This is a genomic window from Altererythrobacter sp. GH1-8 (assembly GCF_043702085.1).
In the GTDB taxonomy this organism is placed as follows: domain Bacteria; phylum Pseudomonadota; class Alphaproteobacteria; order Sphingomonadales; family Sphingomonadaceae; genus Erythrobacter.
On the sequence record NZ_CP171690.1, the window covers coordinates 251879 to 268519 of the forward strand.

Annotated in this window: 19 protein-coding genes; 5 read left to right on the forward strand and 14 right to left on the reverse strand. The window is 60.4% G+C overall.

Translation table 11 applies throughout. The features are described from left to right. The first annotated feature begins 19 nt into the window (after positions 1-19). On the forward strand, positions 20-691 hold the full coding sequence (gene nth / locus ACG9DO_RS01270) for an endonuclease III (RefSeq protein ID WP_394729885.1): 672 nt from the start codon (positions 20-22) through the stop codon (positions 689-691). Positions 692-727: 36 nt separating this feature from the next. Then, complete coding sequence (locus ACG9DO_RS01275; RefSeq protein WP_394729887.1) at positions 728-1129, forward strand: hypothetical protein; 402 nt, start codon at positions 728-730, stop codon at positions 1127-1129. 10 nt (positions 1130-1139) lie between these two features. Here ACG9DO_RS01275 and ACG9DO_RS01280 read toward each other — a convergent pair whose 3' ends face one another. From ACG9DO_RS01280 to dapE, 3 genes are all read right to left on the reverse strand, one after another. Beyond that, positions 1140-1379 (reverse strand): hypothetical protein, encoded by a 240-nt coding sequence (locus ACG9DO_RS01280; protein WP_394729889.1) that lies wholly within the window; start codon positions 1377-1379, stop codon positions 1140-1142. Further along, the gene (locus ACG9DO_RS01285; RefSeq protein ID WP_394729891.1) at positions 1372-2607 is read right to left on the reverse strand and encodes a dicarboxylate/amino acid:cation symporter; all 1236 of its coding nucleotides are present in this window, start codon (positions 2605-2607) and stop codon (positions 1372-1374) included. The genes ACG9DO_RS01280 and ACG9DO_RS01285 overlap by 8 nt, the downstream gene beginning before the upstream one ends. Before the next feature lie 142 nt (positions 2608-2749). Then, the gene (dapE, locus tag ACG9DO_RS01290) at positions 2750-3886 is read right to left on the reverse strand and encodes a succinyl-diaminopimelate desuccinylase (protein ID WP_394729893.1); all 1137 of its coding nucleotides are present in this window, start codon (positions 3884-3886) and stop codon (positions 2750-2752) included. A gap of 29 nt (positions 3887-3915) precedes the next feature. On the opposite strand from dapE, the gene ACG9DO_RS01295 reads away from it, so the two are divergent. Next, positions 3916-4383, forward strand: coding sequence for a cupin domain-containing protein (locus tag ACG9DO_RS01295; protein WP_394729895.1), 468 nt, complete (start codon positions 3916-3918; stop codon positions 4381-4383). Between the two features lie 3 nt (positions 4384-4386). Here ACG9DO_RS01295 and ACG9DO_RS01300 read toward each other — a convergent pair whose 3' ends face one another. After that, entirely contained in the window at positions 4387-5052 is a 666-nt protein-coding gene (locus tag ACG9DO_RS01300) for a glutathione S-transferase family protein (RefSeq protein ID WP_394729897.1), read from the reverse strand. Positions 5053-5172: 120 nt separating this feature from the next. On the opposite strand from ACG9DO_RS01300, the gene ACG9DO_RS01305 reads away from it, so the two are divergent. Further along, entirely contained in the window at positions 5173-5592 is a 420-nt protein-coding gene (locus tag ACG9DO_RS01305; RefSeq protein WP_394729899.1) for a VOC family protein, read from the forward strand. Positions 5593-5681: 89 nt separating this feature from the next. On the opposite strand, the gene ACG9DO_RS01310 is transcribed toward ACG9DO_RS01305, so the two are convergent. The 10 genes from ACG9DO_RS01310 to rpmH form a co-directional block, all read right to left on the reverse strand. Continuing rightward, positions 5682-6701, reverse strand: a complete 1020-nt coding sequence (locus ACG9DO_RS01310) for an ABC transporter ATP-binding protein (RefSeq protein ID WP_394729901.1) — start codon at positions 6699-6701, stop codon at positions 5682-5684. Continuing rightward, a complete protein-coding gene (locus ACG9DO_RS01315; protein WP_394729903.1) occupies positions 6698-7753 on the reverse strand; it encodes an ABC transporter ATP-binding protein in 1056 nt (351 codons plus the stop codon). The genes ACG9DO_RS01310 and ACG9DO_RS01315 overlap by 4 nt, the downstream gene beginning before the upstream one ends. A gap of 4 nt (positions 7754-7757) precedes the next feature. Beyond that, a complete protein-coding gene (locus tag ACG9DO_RS01320) occupies positions 7758-8660 on the reverse strand; it encodes an ABC transporter permease (RefSeq protein ID WP_394729906.1) in 903 nt (300 codons plus the stop codon). Beyond that, positions 8653-9570, reverse strand: coding sequence for an ABC transporter permease (locus ACG9DO_RS01325; protein ID WP_394729908.1), 918 nt, complete (start codon positions 9568-9570; stop codon positions 8653-8655). Before ACG9DO_RS01325 ends, ACG9DO_RS01320 begins: the two co-directional genes overlap by 8 nt. Positions 9571-9609: 39 nt before the next feature. After that, positions 9610-11259: a peptide ABC transporter substrate-binding protein gene (locus tag ACG9DO_RS01330; RefSeq protein WP_394729910.1), complete on the reverse strand. Its 1650-nt coding sequence runs from the start codon at positions 11257-11259 to the stop codon at positions 9610-9612. A 103-nt stretch (positions 11260-11362) separates the two neighbouring features. Then, positions 11363-12031: a ribosome biogenesis GTP-binding protein YihA/YsxC gene (gene yihA, locus ACG9DO_RS01335; RefSeq protein ID WP_394729912.1), complete on the reverse strand. Its 669-nt coding sequence runs from the start codon at positions 12029-12031 to the stop codon at positions 11363-11365. A 2-nt stretch (positions 12032-12033) separates the two neighbouring features. After that, positions 12034-13803, reverse strand: a complete 1770-nt coding sequence (yidC, locus tag ACG9DO_RS01340; RefSeq protein ID WP_394729914.1) for a membrane protein insertase YidC — start codon at positions 13801-13803, stop codon at positions 12034-12036. Between the two features lie 58 nt (positions 13804-13861). Beyond that, complete coding sequence (yidD, locus tag ACG9DO_RS01345; protein ID WP_394729916.1) at positions 13862-14071, reverse strand: membrane protein insertion efficiency factor YidD; 210 nt, start codon at positions 14069-14071, stop codon at positions 13862-13864. Further along, positions 14068-14448, reverse strand: a complete 381-nt coding sequence (rnpA, locus tag ACG9DO_RS01350) for a ribonuclease P protein component (protein ID WP_394729918.1) — start codon at positions 14446-14448, stop codon at positions 14068-14070. Before rnpA ends, yidD begins: the two co-directional genes overlap by 4 nt. 142 nt (positions 14449-14590) lie before the next feature. Then, a complete protein-coding gene (rpmH, locus tag ACG9DO_RS01355; RefSeq protein ID WP_394731161.1) occupies positions 14591-14725 on the reverse strand; it encodes a 50S ribosomal protein L34 in 135 nt (44 codons plus the stop codon). A 287-nt stretch (positions 14726-15012) separates the two neighbouring features. On the opposite strand from rpmH, the gene ACG9DO_RS01360 reads away from it, so the two are divergent. Then, the gene (locus ACG9DO_RS01360) at positions 15013-16521 is read left to right on the forward strand and encodes a YifB family Mg chelatase-like AAA ATPase (protein ID WP_394729920.1); all 1509 of its coding nucleotides are present in this window, start codon (positions 15013-15015) and stop codon (positions 16519-16521) included. Positions 16522-16641 lie beyond the last annotated feature (120 nt).

Here is a 16641-nt window from a genome sequence, read left to right on the forward strand (position 1 = left end):
CGAACATGACCCCCAAAGTATGACAAAAGACCAGATCTTCGAATTCTTCCGCCGTCTGGCAGAGGACAATCCCGAGCCGGAAACCGAGCTTGAATATGGCAATGCCTATCAATTGGTCGTGGCGGTGGCCTTGTCAGCGCAGGCGACCGATGTCGGGGTGAACAAGGCAACGCGCGCGCTGTTTGCCAAGATCAAGACACCGCAGCAAATGCTGGAACTCGGCGAGGATGGTCTCAAGGAGCACATCAAGACCATCGGCCTGTTCAACTCCAAGGCCAAGAACGTCATCGCGCTCTCGCAATTGCTGGTCGACGAATACGGCGGCGAGGTCCCGGACAGTCGCGAGGAGCTGGTCAAGCTGCCCGGAGTGGGCCGCAAGACCGCGAATGTCGTCTTGAATTGCTGGTTCAGGCAGGAGACCTTTGCGGTCGATACCCACATCCTGCGCGTCGGCAACCGCACTGGCCTTGCCAAGGGCAAGACACCGGAGCAGGTCGAAGCTAAGCTCGAAAAGCACGTGCCGCAGCCGTTCCGCCTGCACGCGCATCACTGGCTGATCCTGCATGGCCGCTATACCTGCAAGGCGCGCACGCCCGAGTGCTGGCGCTGTCAGCTAACGGATTTGTGCAGTTTCCGTAAAAAAGTGCTAGAAGACCCGAAACGGGGAACGAAATCCAAAGCGAGCGCCTGACCTCGCGCGGGCGCTGAAGCATAAGGAGTGCCTGTTATGCGTCGTATCATTCTGATCACCGCCACCACTGCCTTGGCCGCGGCCTGCGCGCCGGTCGAAGCCGATGAAGACTTCGTTTCCGACGGCCCGCCGGTCAAAGTGCTGGGCGAAGCGGAAAGCTGCATTTCGCTCTCTGCCCTGCGCCAGTCCAAGGTCCGCGATGACCGCACGATCGACTTCGAGATGGCGGGCGGCAAGACCTACCGCAACACGCTGCCGAACCGTTGCCCGCGGCTGGGGTTTGAGGAAGGCTTTTCCTATTCGACCTCGCTCAACCGGCTGTGCAACACCGACATCATTTACGTGCTGGAGAATTTCGGCGGACAGATCCGCCAAGGGGCTGGCTGCGGCTTGGGCAAGTTTGTGCCGGTTGAGTATGTCGAGGGGGATGAGGAGTAGGCGCAAGGCATCATTCGCGCTGATCGGTGCGGTCAACTCGGGTTTGCTTGCCGAAGAACGTACTGTCTTCGCGTATTCCCATTATTGTTGGGTTCCCTTTCCAGTCCCTTCCCCGAATGAGAAAGAAGAAGAAGAGCGCGGCGAACATCACCCAACCAAAGAAACTGAAGCGTCCGCCTGCAATAATCAGGACTAGCGATGCAAGCGGCGCAAGCCAGTAGACCGCGAACAGGAATATCCGCCTAAACATCGTCCGCGCTGATCATCTCGGCCCGGTCGATCTCGCCTGTCAGGCTGGCGACCGTGGTCGCCACCGCTGCATCGCCGCTGACATTGGTCGTCGTGCGCATCATGTCCATGATCCGGTCAACGCCTGCGACGAACGCGATGGTCTCCAGCGGCACGCCGACCGCCCCGAACACCAGCGCCATCATGATGAGGCCCGCGCCCGGAATGCCCGCCGCGCCGACCGCGCCCAAAGTGCCGAGGATCGAGATCAGGAAGTAGTCTCCCAACGAAAGCTCGACGCCGAAGATCTGCGCGCCGAACAAGGTCGCAAGGCCGAGATACATCGCCGTGCCGTTCATGTTGATCGTCGCGCCGAGGCTCACCACGAAACTCGCGACGGAGTTCGACACGCCGAGATTCCTGCGCACGCAGCGCAAGGTCACCGGCAGCGTCGCGTTGGAGCTGGCGGTGGAATAGCTCACCGCAATCGCGTCAATGATCCCGCGGAAAAAGTCGATCACCGGCAGCTTCGCGATGAACTTGATCATGCCGGCATAGATGATGCCGATAATCAGCAGGCAGCCAAGATAGTTGAGGAACACCAGCTTGCCGAGCGCGGCGAGCGCATCAAAGCCGAGCGTGCCCGCGACCCATGCCATCAGCGCGAAGACGCCGAACGGGGTCAGCTCCATCACCACCATGGTGACCTTCTGCATCACGACCGAGCCGCTCTCGAAAATCTTCAGGACCGGCTCGCCCTCTTCCTTCGCCATCAAGATGCCGATGCCGATCAGCAGCGAGAAGATGATCAGCGGCAGGACATTGACGTCCGCCATCACCTGCACCGGACTCTGAGGAACCATGCCGAGCAGCATCGCGCGCCAGGTCGTCTCGTTGGGTTCAGGGATCGCCCCCATCTCGATCGCGCTGGTATCGACGCCCGCCCCCGGCGCGAGCACCGTGCCAAGTCCCAGCCCCAGCCACACCGCGATCTGCCCAGTCACAACGAACAGCAGCATCGCGCGCCAGCCCACGCTGCCGAGCTTGCGCAGGTCGCCGATGCTCGCGACCCCTGCAACGAGGCTGAAGAAGATCAGCGGGACAACCAGCATCTTGATGAAAGCGACGAAGATGTCGCCCACGATCTTGATGCTTTCCGCTTCCGGCCCCCACAGCCGCCCGACGATGATGCCAAGCACCAGCGCTGCGATCACGCGTTGCCAGAGTGGGATGGTGAACCAGGCTTTCATGAAATTCTCGCTTCCCTCATTATTTCGTCATCGCGAGGAGCCCTATGGCGACGCGGCGATCCAGTCTCTATTTGGCCCGCTCCATTTGGCCAGTCCCCCAACTGGATTGCTTCGCTTACGCTCGCAATGACGAAAGGAACAGTCAACTCTTGAGCGCGGCCAATGCAATGCGGTTATAGATGCGAGCGAGCGTCCCAAGGTCCTCAACCGCAACCGCTTCATCGCGCTTGTGCATCGTCGCATTGCACAGGCCGAACTCGATCACCGGGCATACACTGCGCAGGAACCGCGCGTCAGACGTGCCGCCCGTGGTCGATGCCTCTGGCTTGATCCCGGTCTCCGCCTCGATTGCGCTCGCTATCATCTGAGAGAATGCGCCCGGCTCAGTCAGGAACGGTTCGCCCGAGATTATGGGCCGCGCCCTTCCGCCATGCTTTTTGGCAATCGCTGACACTCTCTCAGACAGCGAATTGCCGGAATGCAGATCGTTGAAGCGGATCGAAATGCGCGCTTCAGCCTTCGCAGGGATCACGTTATGCGCCGGGTTGATCGCGGCAATATGCGTGATTTCAAGGTTCGAAGGCTGGAACCAGTCCGTACCTGCATCCAAGGTCCACGCGTCAAGTTCAGACAGGATCGCGGTCAGCTTGGGCAGCGGATTGTCCGCGAGGTGCGGGTAAGCGACATGGCCCTGCGTCCCTTCGACCTCCAGCCAGATATTGACCGAGCCGCGCCGCCCGATCTTCATCATGTCACCCAGCCGGTTGACGCTGGTCGGCTCCCCCACAAGGCACAGGTCCGGCTGGATGCCAGCCTCGTTCATATAGTCGATAAGCGCGCGCGTTCCGTGGAGCGCAGGGCCTTCTTCATCGCCGGTGATGATGAAACTGATCGTGCCAGCATCGGCGGGAACATCTGCCACACCCGCGACCATCGCGGCTATTGCGCCTTTCATGTCGACCGCGCCTCTGCCGTAGAGCAGGTCGCCCCTGATCTCGGGCTCGAATGGCGCGCTCTCCCAGCCATCACCCGGAGGCACGACGTCGAGATGCCCGGCAAAAGCGAAATGCTTTGAGCCTTCCGGACCCTTGCGGATCGCGAAGAGGTTCTCGACCGGCGCTTCGTCGCTGCCGGCCTCGCCATCGCCGCGCGTGAAACGGTGCACTGCAAAGCCGAGCGGGGTCAGCATCGCTTCCATCGCGTCGAACACCGCGCCGGTCGCGGGCGTCACGCTTTCTGCTGAAATCAAGCGATTGGCGAGGTCAAGAACTTCGGTCATGATGCGCCGATTAGCAGGAGTATCCCCCAATGCCCAAGCTTGATCTTGATGCAATCGAACAATCCAACGCGACCGGCTATCCTCCCCCTTTTGACACAGAGGTCCAAGGGCGCTGGTATCGCCGCCTTGCCCCGCATTCGGGCCTCACCAAACTGGGCGCGAGCCATGTCGTGCTTAAGCCCGGTGCCTGGTCGAGCCAGCGGCACTGGCATGCGGCGCAGGACGAGCTGGTGGTGATGATCGCAGGCGAGGCCGTGTTGGTCGAAGATGATGGCGAGACCATTGTGCGCGCTGGCGACGTGCTTGCCTGGCCCGCAGGAGACAAAAACGGCCATCACCTGCAGAATCGCTCTCACGAAGATTGCGTCTTTGTGGCGATCAGCGGCGGCCCGCGCGAAGAAGATCGCGGCGAATATCCCGATATTGACATGGTCTTCAGAGACGATGGCTATTTTCGCAAGGATGGCACGCCCTACCCGACTTCCCGCATTCCTTGACGTCTATGCGCTTTCCATTTCGAACTGTTCGATCACCCACTGCTCGTCCTCCGACGCCTTGATCCAGTCCTGCATCCAGTCGTGCTCCCAGATCGCCTGCATGTAGGTCTGCGCAAATCCGGGCACCGCGATGCCATAGGTGACGAAGCGGCTGACAATCGGCGCGTAGAAGATGTCCGCCGCGCCAAAGGTGCCGAACAGGAACGGACCGCCCTGCCCGTGGCGCGCACGCGCCTCTGCCCACAGGCCGAGAATGCGAACGATGTTGTGCTGGGCGTCTTCACTGAGACTGCTCAGCGTTACGCGGGCGCGCACATTCATCGGGCATTCGCGGCGCAGCGGGAGGTAGGAGCTGTGCATCTCCGCGACCATGGCACGCGCCATGCCGCGTGCGCTTTCATCCTTGGGCCAGAAGCGGTCGCGCCCGACCTTGTCGGCAAGATACTCCATGATCGCGAGGCTATCCCACACCACTGTCTCATCGTCCCACAGGATCGGGACCTTGCCGTGCGAAGGCTGGAATTCGCCATTGGATCGCTTGACCTGATCCCACTCCTCACCGCCGATGTTGACGATCAGCTCCTCGAAATGGAGGCCGGATTGCTTGGCCGCGAGCCAGCCGCGCAGCGACCAGCTGGAATAATTCTTGTTGCCGATGATGAGTTTCATTGGGACTGCACGCTCCACCAATTGCGCTTCAGGCATTGTCTGTAAGCCCTGCCGTAGTTATTCAGTAATTGGCTGTCGAGCCTGAACAGGTTGCGCGGCCTTCTATCAGGGATAACTGCCATGACCTTGCGCCCGTTCCATCTTGCTTTTCCGGTTGACGATCTTGCCAGGGCGCGCGCCTTCTACGGCGAAGTCATGGGATGCGAGGAAGGCCGTCATTCCGACCACTGGGTCGATTTCAATTTCTTCGGGCATCAGCTTGTCGCGCATGTCTCTCCCGATGGAGCAGGTGACCGCTTGAGCAATCCGGTCGACAAGCACGACGTGCCCGTGCCGCATTTCGGCATCGTGCTGACGATGGAGCAATGGGAGGCTCTGGCCGAGCGATTGGAAGCGGCAGGGACCGAGTTCGTGATCGAGCCGACCGTGCGCTTCAAAGGCGAGATCGGAGAGCAGGCAACGATGTTCTTCCGCGATCCGGCCGGTAATGCGCTGGAGTTCAAGGCCTTCGCCGATGATGCGATGATTTTCGCGAATTAGAGTCAGGGCGAATTAGAGTCAGGGCGAATTAGAGTCAGGGCCAGAGCCTCAGAAGCGCCCACTTCCTGCCTCGAAAGCGGGCTACTCGGTCACTCCGCAGCGCCAGTGCAGAATGGACAGTTCGACACCCAATGGCCGGGAGTGAGTTCTTCGAAAGGGGGCTCTTCCTGTTTCATGCGCGCGTCATGCTCGACGGGGCTTCTTGGCCAGAATTTGCAACCTTCTGGTGGACGCATGGGTGATGGCGGATCACCTTGAAGTACGATCCGGTGGCGATTGCGCTCTGCATTCGGATCCGGCTCGGGGATCGCGCTCATGAGCGCCTTGGTGTAGATATGGAGCGGGTTGTCCACGATGGCTTCAGCTTCACCCAGCTCGATCAGCTTGCCAAGATACATCACTGCTATCCGGTCCGAGATATACCGCACCACCGACAAGTCGTGCGAGATGAAGATCATGGTCAGCCCGAGATCACGCGTGAGGCGCTTCAAGAGATTGAGGATCTGGGACTGGATTGACACATCGAGCGCAGAAACCGGCTCGTCTGCGATGATCAGATCGGGCTCAGGCGCCAAGGCGCGCGCAATGGCGACGCGCTGACGCTGTCCACCGGAGAATTCGTGCGGATAGCGCTTCATCTGGAAGGGATTCATGCCGACCGTGCGAAGCAGTTCTGCAACTCGCGCGCGCAGCGCATCGCCCGTAAGCTCGGGATGGCGGGTTCTGACCGCCTCGCCCAGCGTATCAAGCACAGTCATGCGCGGGTTGAGCGAGGCATAGGGATCCTGAAAGATCATCTGAAAGTTGATCCGCTGGCTTCGGATGTCCTTGTCGGAAATTTCGGTCAGGTCGCGCCCATTGAGCCAGATGTGGCCCGAGGTGGGGCGCAGCAGCTGCATGATCGTGCGGCTGAGCGTCGACTTGCCGCAGCCGGATTCACCGACGAGGCCCAGAATCTCGCCCTTGCGGATCGTCAACGAGATACCGTCGACTGCCTTCACCACCCCTTTGCTTTGGCGGGTCAGCAGCGTCTTGCCCATGTCGAAATGCATCTTCACATCCTCAAGGACGAGAAAGTCTTTCTGCGGGTCACCGACCAACTTGCTCATGCATCACCATCCTTGATGTCTGCGGCCTTGATGTCTGCGGTCAGTTCGTCTGCCTTGGCAAGAACGGTTTCAATGGGGGCGCTGCTGTCACAAAAACCACATGCAGACCAGCAATGGCCTGGCTCGATCTCCCTGAGCTGCGGACGCTCGCCAATCGGATTGCCGATCTTCGGATAAGGACAGCGGGGGTGGAAGGCACAGCCTTCGATCGGCTTGGATACGTCAGGCGGAAGTCCTGGGATGGTGAACAGGTCTTGTCCCTTTTCCTGAAGCGACGGGATCGTCTTTTGCAGGGCCCGGGTATAGGGATGGCGCGGCTGATAGAAGATCTGCTCGACCGAACCGCTTTCCATCTCGCGCCCACCATACATGACGAGGACCTTGTCGCAGGAACCGGCGACCACGCCGAGGTCGTGCGTCACGAGGATCACCGCAGTTCCGAGATCATTCTGGCGCTGCTTGATGATGTCCATGATCTGCGCCTGCACCGTCACATCCAGTGCTGTCGTGGGCTCATCCGCAATCAGCAGATCCGGCTCTGTGATAAGAGCCATCGCGATCATGACACGCTGGCGCATGCCGCCGGAAAACTCGTGCGGATAGCTGAAGACACGCTCGCTGGCACCGGGAATGCCAACTTCCTCCAGCGCCTCGATCGCCTTGTGAAGCGCAGCTTTCTTGTCGACGTCCCGGTGGGTCTGCAGGGCTTCGATAAGCTGGGTGGAAATTCGCAGGTACGGATTGAGCGAAGTCATCGGGTCCTGGAAGATCATGCCGATCCGGTTGCCCCGCACCTTGCGCAGTTCTTTCGGGGACATTTGCAGCAGGTCCCGCCCATCAAACACCGCAGTCCCGCGCTCGATCCTGCCTGGCGGCTCGGGGATCAGGCGCATCAACGAATAGCAGGTTACCGACTTGCCAGAGCCGGACTCGCCCACAATGCCAAGCGTCTCCCCGCGATCAAGCGAGAAGCTGACACCGTCGACAGCACGGACAACGCCGTCGCGGGTGTGAAAATAGGTCGTGAGGTTGTCGACTTCGAGCAGGGGCATCAGGTCAATCCTTGGCGCTCTTGGGATCCAGCGCATCGCGCAGCCCGTCGCCAATGAAGTTAAGGCAGAAAAGGGTGACTGCGAAAAAGACCGCCGGAAACAGCAGCAGCCATGGGTAGATTTCCATATTGGCCTGCCCTTCGTTGATCAGCACGCCCCAGGATGCATTGGGCGGCTGAACGCCGAGGCCGAGGAAGCTGAGAAACGCCTCGAGCAACATCACCGCGGGAACCGTCAGGGTCGCGATCACGATCACGGGGCCAAGGACATTGGGTATAAGGTGACGCACAATGATGCGCCGGTGAGAATAGCCAAGCGAAACAGCCGCCTCGACGAATTCCTGCTTTTTCAGGCTCAGAACGCCGGAGCGCACGATACGCGCCATCGAAAGCCATTCTACGCAACCGATGGCTACGAACATGAGCCACAGGGAACGCCCGAAAGCGACCATCAGCAGGATCACGAAGATCGTGAACGGAAGCGCATAGAGCAGATCCACAAACCGCATCATCGAAGCATCGACTTTGCCGCCGATATAGCCGGCGGTGGCGCCATAGATCACACCGATCGCGAGCGCGACGACAGTCGCCACAAGACCGACCAGCAACGAAATTCGGCCCCCTTCCATGACGCGCACCATCAGGTCGCGGCCCAGCGTGTCCGTGCCGAACCAATGTTCCGCCGAAGGGCCTTCCGCCCCTGCGAACAGGTCCTGCGCATTGGCATCGTAAGGCGAAAGGAATGGCCCCACGACGCAGAACAGGCAGATGAAGATGAAGACGAACAGGCTGCCGACGGCGAGCTTGTTCTTCCTCAGCCTCGCCCAGGCGTCCTTCCACAATGAGGAGCCTTCGACAAGCTCCTCTACCGCGATGACCGGAGTGGTTTCGATGGATGAATTAGTCATATTTCAGCCGTGGGTTAAGTGCGACCTGCACGATGTCGACCAGCAGATTCATTAGCACAATCATCGCGGCAAACAGCACGGTCAGTCCCAGTACTAGGAAATCGTCCCGGTTGAGCGCAGCACGCACGAACCATTGTCCAAGGCCGGGAATCTGGAAGATCGTCTCGACCACAAAGGAACCGGAGATAATGCCGGCAAGGGCCGGGCCAAGGAAGGTGATCGCCGGGATCATGCCGCCCTTGAGGCAGTGCTTCCAGATGATCGTACTTTCCTTCACGCCCTTGGCGCGGGCGGTGCGGACCCAGTCCTGATTGAGCATTTCCAGCATGCCGCCACGCGTCAGGCGCGCGAAATATGCTGCGTAATAGAGGCCCAGCGTGGTGGCCGGCAGGATCATGAATTCCGGCCCGTACCAACCTGCCACCGGCAGCCATTGCAGAATGAGGCCAAACACAAGCGCCAGCAGCGGACCCATGACGAATGTCGGCAGGCAAATCCCGGCCATCGATACCGACATGGGAACATAATCGAGCCAGGTATTACGCTTTACCGCCGCCAGTATCCCCGCCGGAATCCCGAGCACCAGGGCGAGCACCAATGAGATCGAGCCGAGCGTCAGTGAAACAGGAAAACTTTCGCCAATTATCTGCGTCACTGTGCGATTGGCGTACACTGCAGAAGGGCCAAACTCTCCCTGGAGGACATTTCCCAGCGACGTCACAAAGCGTTCGCCCAGCGGCTTGTCATAGCCATAGAACGCTTCGATCTGCGCGAGTATCTCCGGCGCGATTGCCCGTTCGGAGCTGAACGGACTGCCGGGGGTTGCCGCGACCAGAACAAAGGTCACGGCATAGATGCCCAGCAAGACGAGCACACCCTGCAGCAGGCGCATGGCGATGAATTTCAACATGATTTGGCCATAGGACCCGTTGCGTTCCTCATTTTGCTGCTACTCTTTGCTTGTATCGCCCTTGGGCTCCAGCCAGACATATTTGTAATTGTGATTATCGAGGAGCTTGGGATGCCACCCATGCACTCTCGTATCCTTAAGGTAGACGCGGGTATACCAGTAGATCGGAATGATCGGCATTTCTTGGAGCAGGAGATCCTCGGATTCACGGAAGATCGCCATGCGTTCGTCCTCACTATCGACCACGCGCGAACGAGCGACAAGCTGATCGTAACGCGCATTGCTCCAGCCGGTATCGTTATTGCCGTTGCCGGTGGTGAACATGTCGGTAAAGGTCGACGGATAAACGAAGTCCCCAATCCAGGCCGAACGCGCAATCTCGTAATCGAGGTTGGTCATGCTATCCAGGTAGACTTTCCATTCCTGGTTGTAGATCCCGACCGTGATGCCAAGTTCTTCTCTCCACAATGCCTGGATGGCCTCGGCAATCTTGCGGTGAGCCTCGCTGGTATTGATCATGATTTCCACCTTGGGAAAGCCTTTCCCACCGGGATAGCCAGCATCGGCAAGCAGGCGGCGCGCCTCGTCCGGGTCAAACTGGACAGTGGTAGACGCGGCATATCCCGGAATGCCTTCCGGCACAAAACCGGTCGCCGGAGCCTGACCGCCCTTGGTTACCCGTTCAACCAGCAACTTCTTGTCGATTGCCAAAGCGAGCGCACGTCGTACGCGCACATCGGTAAACGGCTCTCGCGTGACATTGAGCCGGTAAAAATATGAGCCAAGATAGGGCGAAATCGTCATTTCCTCAGGCATGATCTCCTTGAAGAAGGCGATCTTGTCGGGATTGACGGTATTGGTCATGTGCAGCCGATCGTTACGGAACATGGTCTCTTCCGTGCTGGCGTTGTCGACCGGGTAGAAGCGGATGCCATTAAGCCGCACCGTCTTGGCATCCCAGTAATTGGGATTTCGCTCGACCTCGATCACCTGGTTGGTGACCCAGCGCTTCAGCTTGAACGGCCCGTTGGCCACATAGTTATCCAGCGTCGACCATCCGCTCTGCCGATCGGTCATTCCGCCGTGTTCTTCCACCGCGCGCGGATTGACGGGGGAATAGCTGGTATGCTTGATCATTGAGAGGAAATGAGGCGTGGAACCCTGCAAGGTGACTTGCAGCGTTTTGTCGTCGAGCGCTTTCACCCCTACTTTTTCGAAGTCTTCGATCTCACCGCGATTGAACGCTTCCGCATTCTGGATCACATAGAGCATCGGGGCATATTCAGCGCCAAGGGCAGGGCTGAGAATGCGTTTCCAGCTATAGACAAAGTCGGTCGCGAGAACCGGATCGCCATTGCTCCATTTGGCGTCGCGAATGTAGAAGGTCCAAACCGAATAGTCTTCGTTGTGATCCCATCTTTCGGCCATGCCTGGCTCAGGCTCAAGATCGTTGGTCGGATGCCGGGCGATCAGACCTTCCAGCAGAGCGCCGATGATCTGGCTCTCAGGAACGCCAGTCACAAGGTGGGGATCGAGGCCCTTGGGCTCTGAGCCGTTGCCGATCAGGAGGATGCCTTCCTGAGCGGCCTTCTCAGTCTCGGCAATCCGGTCTCCACAGGAGGCCAGCATCAGCCCGAAGAGTGCCAAAAACAGAAAGGCCAGCGACGGGCGAACTCTTTTAGTCAACATCGTTCCTAGCTATGCGGAGTGTTTTCACCATGCAACTCCAAACGCTCAAAATGCATGGATTAGTCTGATATATGCTTGTCAGCCCGGTTGCGGCCATCGACCGCTACCCCAAAGCGTCCTGCACAACCGCCGCGCGCAATTCCGCGATGCCCATGCCCTTCTCGCTGCTGGTCACGTGCAGATGAGGAAAGGCTGCGATGTGCTTCTTCGCTTCTTCCGCGACTTTTGCGACCGTCTTGTCCAGCTCTGACTTCTTGATCTTGTCCGCCTTGGTCAGCACCACGCGGTAGCCGACTGCCGCCTCGTCCAGCATGGTCATCATCTCGCGGTCGACATCCTTGAGGCCGTGGCGGCTATCGACCAGCACCAGCGTGCGGTTCAATATCTGCCGGCCGCGCAAGTAAGACCGCACGAGCTTCTTCCACTTTTCGACCACGGCCACCGGAGCCTTGGCAAAGCCATAGCCCGGCATATCGACCAGGCGGAAGAGGCCTGGATCGCCGACTTCGAAGAAGTTGAGTTCCTGCGTGCGGCCCGGTGTGACGGATGCGCGGGCAATCGCCTTGCGCCCTGTGATGGCGTTCAGCAGTGAGGATTTCCCTACGTTCGAGCGCCCGCAAAAGGCGATCTCCGGCATGGTTGGCTCGGGCAGGAATTTCAGTTGCGGCGCAGACAGCAGGAATTCGACCCGGCCTGAAAACAGGCGAGCGGCATCCTCCTCGCGGCGGCGCTGTTCGCGCTGTTCTTCCTCGGAAAGGTCAGGAGCGGTCACGCTCAACCCTTCTTCTCACGCTCTGCCGCGCGCGCCTTGTCTGCTTTCTCTTTTTCCGCCGCCGCTTTCAGCTGCGGATGCTTGGAATAAAGATAGGTCTGCTGTGCGAGCGTGAGGATGTTCGAGGTTACCCAGTAAAGCAGCAAGCCTGCTGCAAACGGCGCCATCACGAACATCAGGATCCACGGCATGAAGTTGAAGATCTGCTGCTGGACCGGGTCCATCGCGGTCGGGTTCAGCTTGAAAGTCAGCCACATGGTAATACCGAGCAGCACTGCAAGAATGCCGATGCCAAGGAAGCCGGGCGGATCGAACGGCAGCAAGCCGAACAGGTTCAGGATCTTGGCCGGATCGGGCGCAGACAAGTCTTCGATCCATAGCGCAAACGGCTTGTGGCGCATATCGATCGCCAGGATCAGCGCCTTGTAGAGCGCGAAGAAGATCGGAATCTGGATCAGAATGGGCAAGCATCCGGCCAGCGGATTGACGCCTTCATCCTTGTAGAGCTTCATCATCTCCTGCTGGAGCTTGGGCTTGTCGTCCTTGTAGCGTTCCTGCAGCGCCTTCATCTTGGGCTGGACGGCTTTCATCGCGGCCATGCTCGCAAACTGCTTGTTCGCAATCGGGAACATCAGACCGCGAATGATGATAGTCAGCAGGATGATCGCGACGCCGAAATTGCCAGCGAATTCGTAAAGCGTGCGCAGCAGCCAGACCATCGGCTTTACGAACCACTCGAACCAGCCCCAGTCGATCGCCTTGCCGAACTTCTCGATGCCGAGGTTGTCGCGATACTGGTCCAGCACCACGCTTTCCTTGGCGCCTGCGAACAGCAGGGTGGACTGCGAAGCGGTTGAACCTGCAGGGACAGTCACCGGAGCGTAGATCATGTCTGCACGGAACTGGTCATCGCCCAGCGAACGGAAGCCTGGCGTTGCCTGCGCATCGCCCTGCGGGATCATCGCGCTGAGCCAATAGATGTCGGTGAATCCAACCCAGTGAACCGGCCCGTCTTCCGGCGCGTAGGGGCCATCTTCCACCAGGTCTTCATAGTCGACGCTGTAATCAACGGCATCGCCGAAAGTCCCGATCGGACCCGAATGCGCGTTAAACGTGCTCGGGCTGGCATTGGCCGTGTTGCGGTTGATCAGGCCGTAAGGCTGAACGACCACCGGACCAGCGCCTGAATTGGTCACGTTCTGCTCGGCCGTGAGCATGTAATTCTCGTCAATCGAAAGCTTGATCGAGAAGGTCTGACCCTCGCCGTTGTCATAGCTAAGCGTGAGCGGCGTTGTCGCGGTCAGAGCCTCGCCATCGGCGGTCCACAAGGTCTGCGCATCAGGCAGCGTCACACCCTGCCCGATCCAGCCGAACTGAGCGAAATACTGGCCTTCGGTCCCTTGCGGCGAAAGCAGCTGCACCGGGCGGCTGTCCTTGTCGATCGTGGCGCGGTGATCCTTGAGCTCGATATCATCGATCCGCGCACCCACCAGATTGATGGAGCCTTCGACGCGCGGTGCATCGATCTTTACGCGCTGCGGCGAGGCTAGCGCGCTTGCCAGATCAACCGGGCCGGCAGGTGCGATCTCTTCTCCGATCGTGCCAGACGCAACAGGCGCAGCGCCGGGCGCAGCCTCTGCCACGGTCTGCTCGACCGGGTCGGCCCCCGCAAGCGAAGCCTCGGGATAGAAATAACGCATGGCCATATCCCATCCGAGGATGAGCAGACCGGAAAGCGCTACGGCGAGCAACAGGTTACGCTGATTGTCCAAGATGAGATCCGATACCCAATGCTGTATTAGTTATGCACTACAGTTGTGATGTGAAGGGTCAAGGTACCGGATCGTGTCCGTGCCCGCCCCAGGGATGACACCGCATTAGCCGCTTGAAAGCCATCCATCCACCCTTGATCGCACCGTATTTTTGCAGCGCCTGAATCGCGTACTCGCTGCAGGACGGGGAATAGCGGCAGGTCGGCGGAATAATCCGGCTCGGGCCGAGCTGCCAGGCGCGGGCGATGAGGATCATAACCTGCTTCATTTTCGCGCGGGCTTGCGGTTGCCGCGCCGCGGCGGACGCCTGGGATCGCCTTTCCCTTCACGGGCACGCTGAAGCGCCATGGACAGCTCCTCGCGCATGGCCTGAAAGTCGCGCTCGATGCCGCCATCGCGGCCGATCAGCACATGGTCGTGATCGGGCAGCCCCTGCTCCGGCAAAGCCTCGCGCAGCAACTCGCGAAACCGCCGCTTCATCCGGTTGCGCACCACGGCATTGCCGACCTTCTTGGTGACAGTGATGCCAAAACGCGTGCCCTTGCCCTGATTGGGGTGGGCCAGAAGCACGAAACCGGGGCGTGCAACGCGCAGGCCCCGGTTCGCTGCCAGAAAATCGGCGCGCTTGGTAAGGACCTCGATCATGCGATGCTCATACGCGAAACGGGCTCCCAGTGGGAGCCCGCAAGGCCGCCGAAAAGTTGGCGCGGCCGTCCGCAGCGAGGGCAGCTTGCCTGCCCGCAAAGCGAGGATATCGCGCGCCCGGATGGGCGTCGCGAAATTCTAATTAAGCACAAAGGGTCTTGCGGCCACGCTTGCGACGCGCGCGCAGGACCTTACGGCCACCGGGGGTCTTCTTGCGAGCAAAGAAACCGTGGCGACGCGCACGCACGAGATTGCTGGGCTGGAATGTCCGCTTCATATCGTCCTCGAATAATTCATCTGGCCAATCCGCCAAACGCGGCGGCTCACCAACAAAAAGGGCGGCCTTCAAGCTGTTCAGCCTATAAGCGACCGCCGTATCGAGCGCGCGGTTAAGCGAAGGGGGGCAATGAGTCAAGATATTGTGCAGCGCAGTGCGCGCCGAATCTGATCATCTCGACCACGCTGATTACAATCCTGTTATCACTCGCGGACCGCTCGACAAAACTGGCGCTCACGAACAGGGAGAAATACGTATCGGACAGGCACGGGAGGGCCCTTCGCCGCGTGGTCGCATTGGTCAGGACTGTTGCCTATCTCGGGCTGGAAGCGCGCAGCGTGGAGGTGCAATGCCAGGTCGCCCCGGGCTTGCCGCGCTTCGGGATCGTCGGCCTGCCGGACAAGGCGGTCAGCGAGAGCCGTGAGCGGGTGCAATCCGCGCTCGCCGCCATGGGCCTGGCGCTGCCGCCCAAGCGGATCACCATCAACCTTTCGCCCGCTGACCTGCCCAAGGACGGATCGCATTACGATCTGCCGATTGCGCTGGCCTTGCTCGCTGCGATGGGCGTGACCGATGCAGAGCAACTGACGGACTGGCTCGCGGTAGGAGAGCTGGCGCTCGATGGGCGGATCGTGGCCTCGCCCGGCGTGCTGCTCGCCGCGCTCCATGCGAGCACGGAGGAATGCGGGCTGATCTGCCCGGCTGTGCAAGGGGCGGAGGCCAAATGGGCGAGCGGCGTGCCCGTGCTCGCAGCGCCCGACCTCGTCAGCCTGCTCAATCATCTCAAAGGGACCCAGCGCCTACCTGAGCCTGAGCGGGGCGCGGTAGATCCTGCACCGCCAGCGGCTGACCTGAAGCAGGTCAAAGGTCAGGAAACCGCCAAGCGCGCGCTGGAGATTGCCGCGGCCGGCGGACACAATATGCTGATGATCGGGCCGCCGGGAGCGGGCAAAAGCCTGCTTGCGAGCTGCTTGCCCGGTATCCTGCCTGAACTCACCCCGTCGGAAGCGCTCGAAGTCTCCATGGTCGCCTCGGTCGCGGGCACGCTCGAAGGCGGGCGGATCAGCCGCGCGCGGCCTTTCCGGGCACCCCACCATTCCGCCAGCATGGCGGCGCTCACCGGCGGGGGCCTGAAGGTGCGCCCCGGCGAAGTGAGCCTGGCGCATCTGGGCGTCTTGTTCCTCGACGAGCTGCCGGAGTTCCAGCGGCCTGTGCTCGACTCGCTCAGGCAGCCGCTCGAGACCGGCAGCGTCGATGTCGCGCGCGCCAATGCGCATGTGACCTTCCCCGCGCGCGTCCAGCTTATTGCAGCGATGAACCCGTGCCGCTGCGGCCATCTGGGCGATCCGGCGCTCGCTTGCTCTCGGGCGCCGCGCTGTGCAGCAGATTACCAGAGCAAGGTGTCCGGCCCGATGCTCGACCGGATCGATCTGCACGTCGAAGTCGATCCGGTGAGCGCTGCCGACATGGCCTTGCCCCCGGCCGGAGAGGGCTCCGCTGAAGTGGCCGCACGAGTGGCCAGGGCCCGCGCGATCCAGACCGAGCGCGGCAAGACATGCGGCGCGCGCAGCAATGCGGAGCTCAACGGCGAAGCGTTGGAGCGTTGGGCCGCGCCTGACGAATCGGGAAGAATGCTTCTGATGCAGGCCGCAGACGCCATGCGGCTGTCCGCGCGCGGCTATACCCGGATGCTGCGCGTGGCACGGACAATTGCTGATCTGGCCGGATCAGAGCGGGTCACCCGTATCCACATCGCCGAAGCGCTGAGCTACCGCAGGCAAGCACCGCGGGCCTAGCGTGTGAATCTCCTAATGTGGGGTGGGAACCGGACATTCGAAATGCGACTCTTGCAGGGTCCCAAGAATGATAATTAGGCGTATGTGAAATCGCGCGTTCCTGAAGAAAAGCTGACCCGC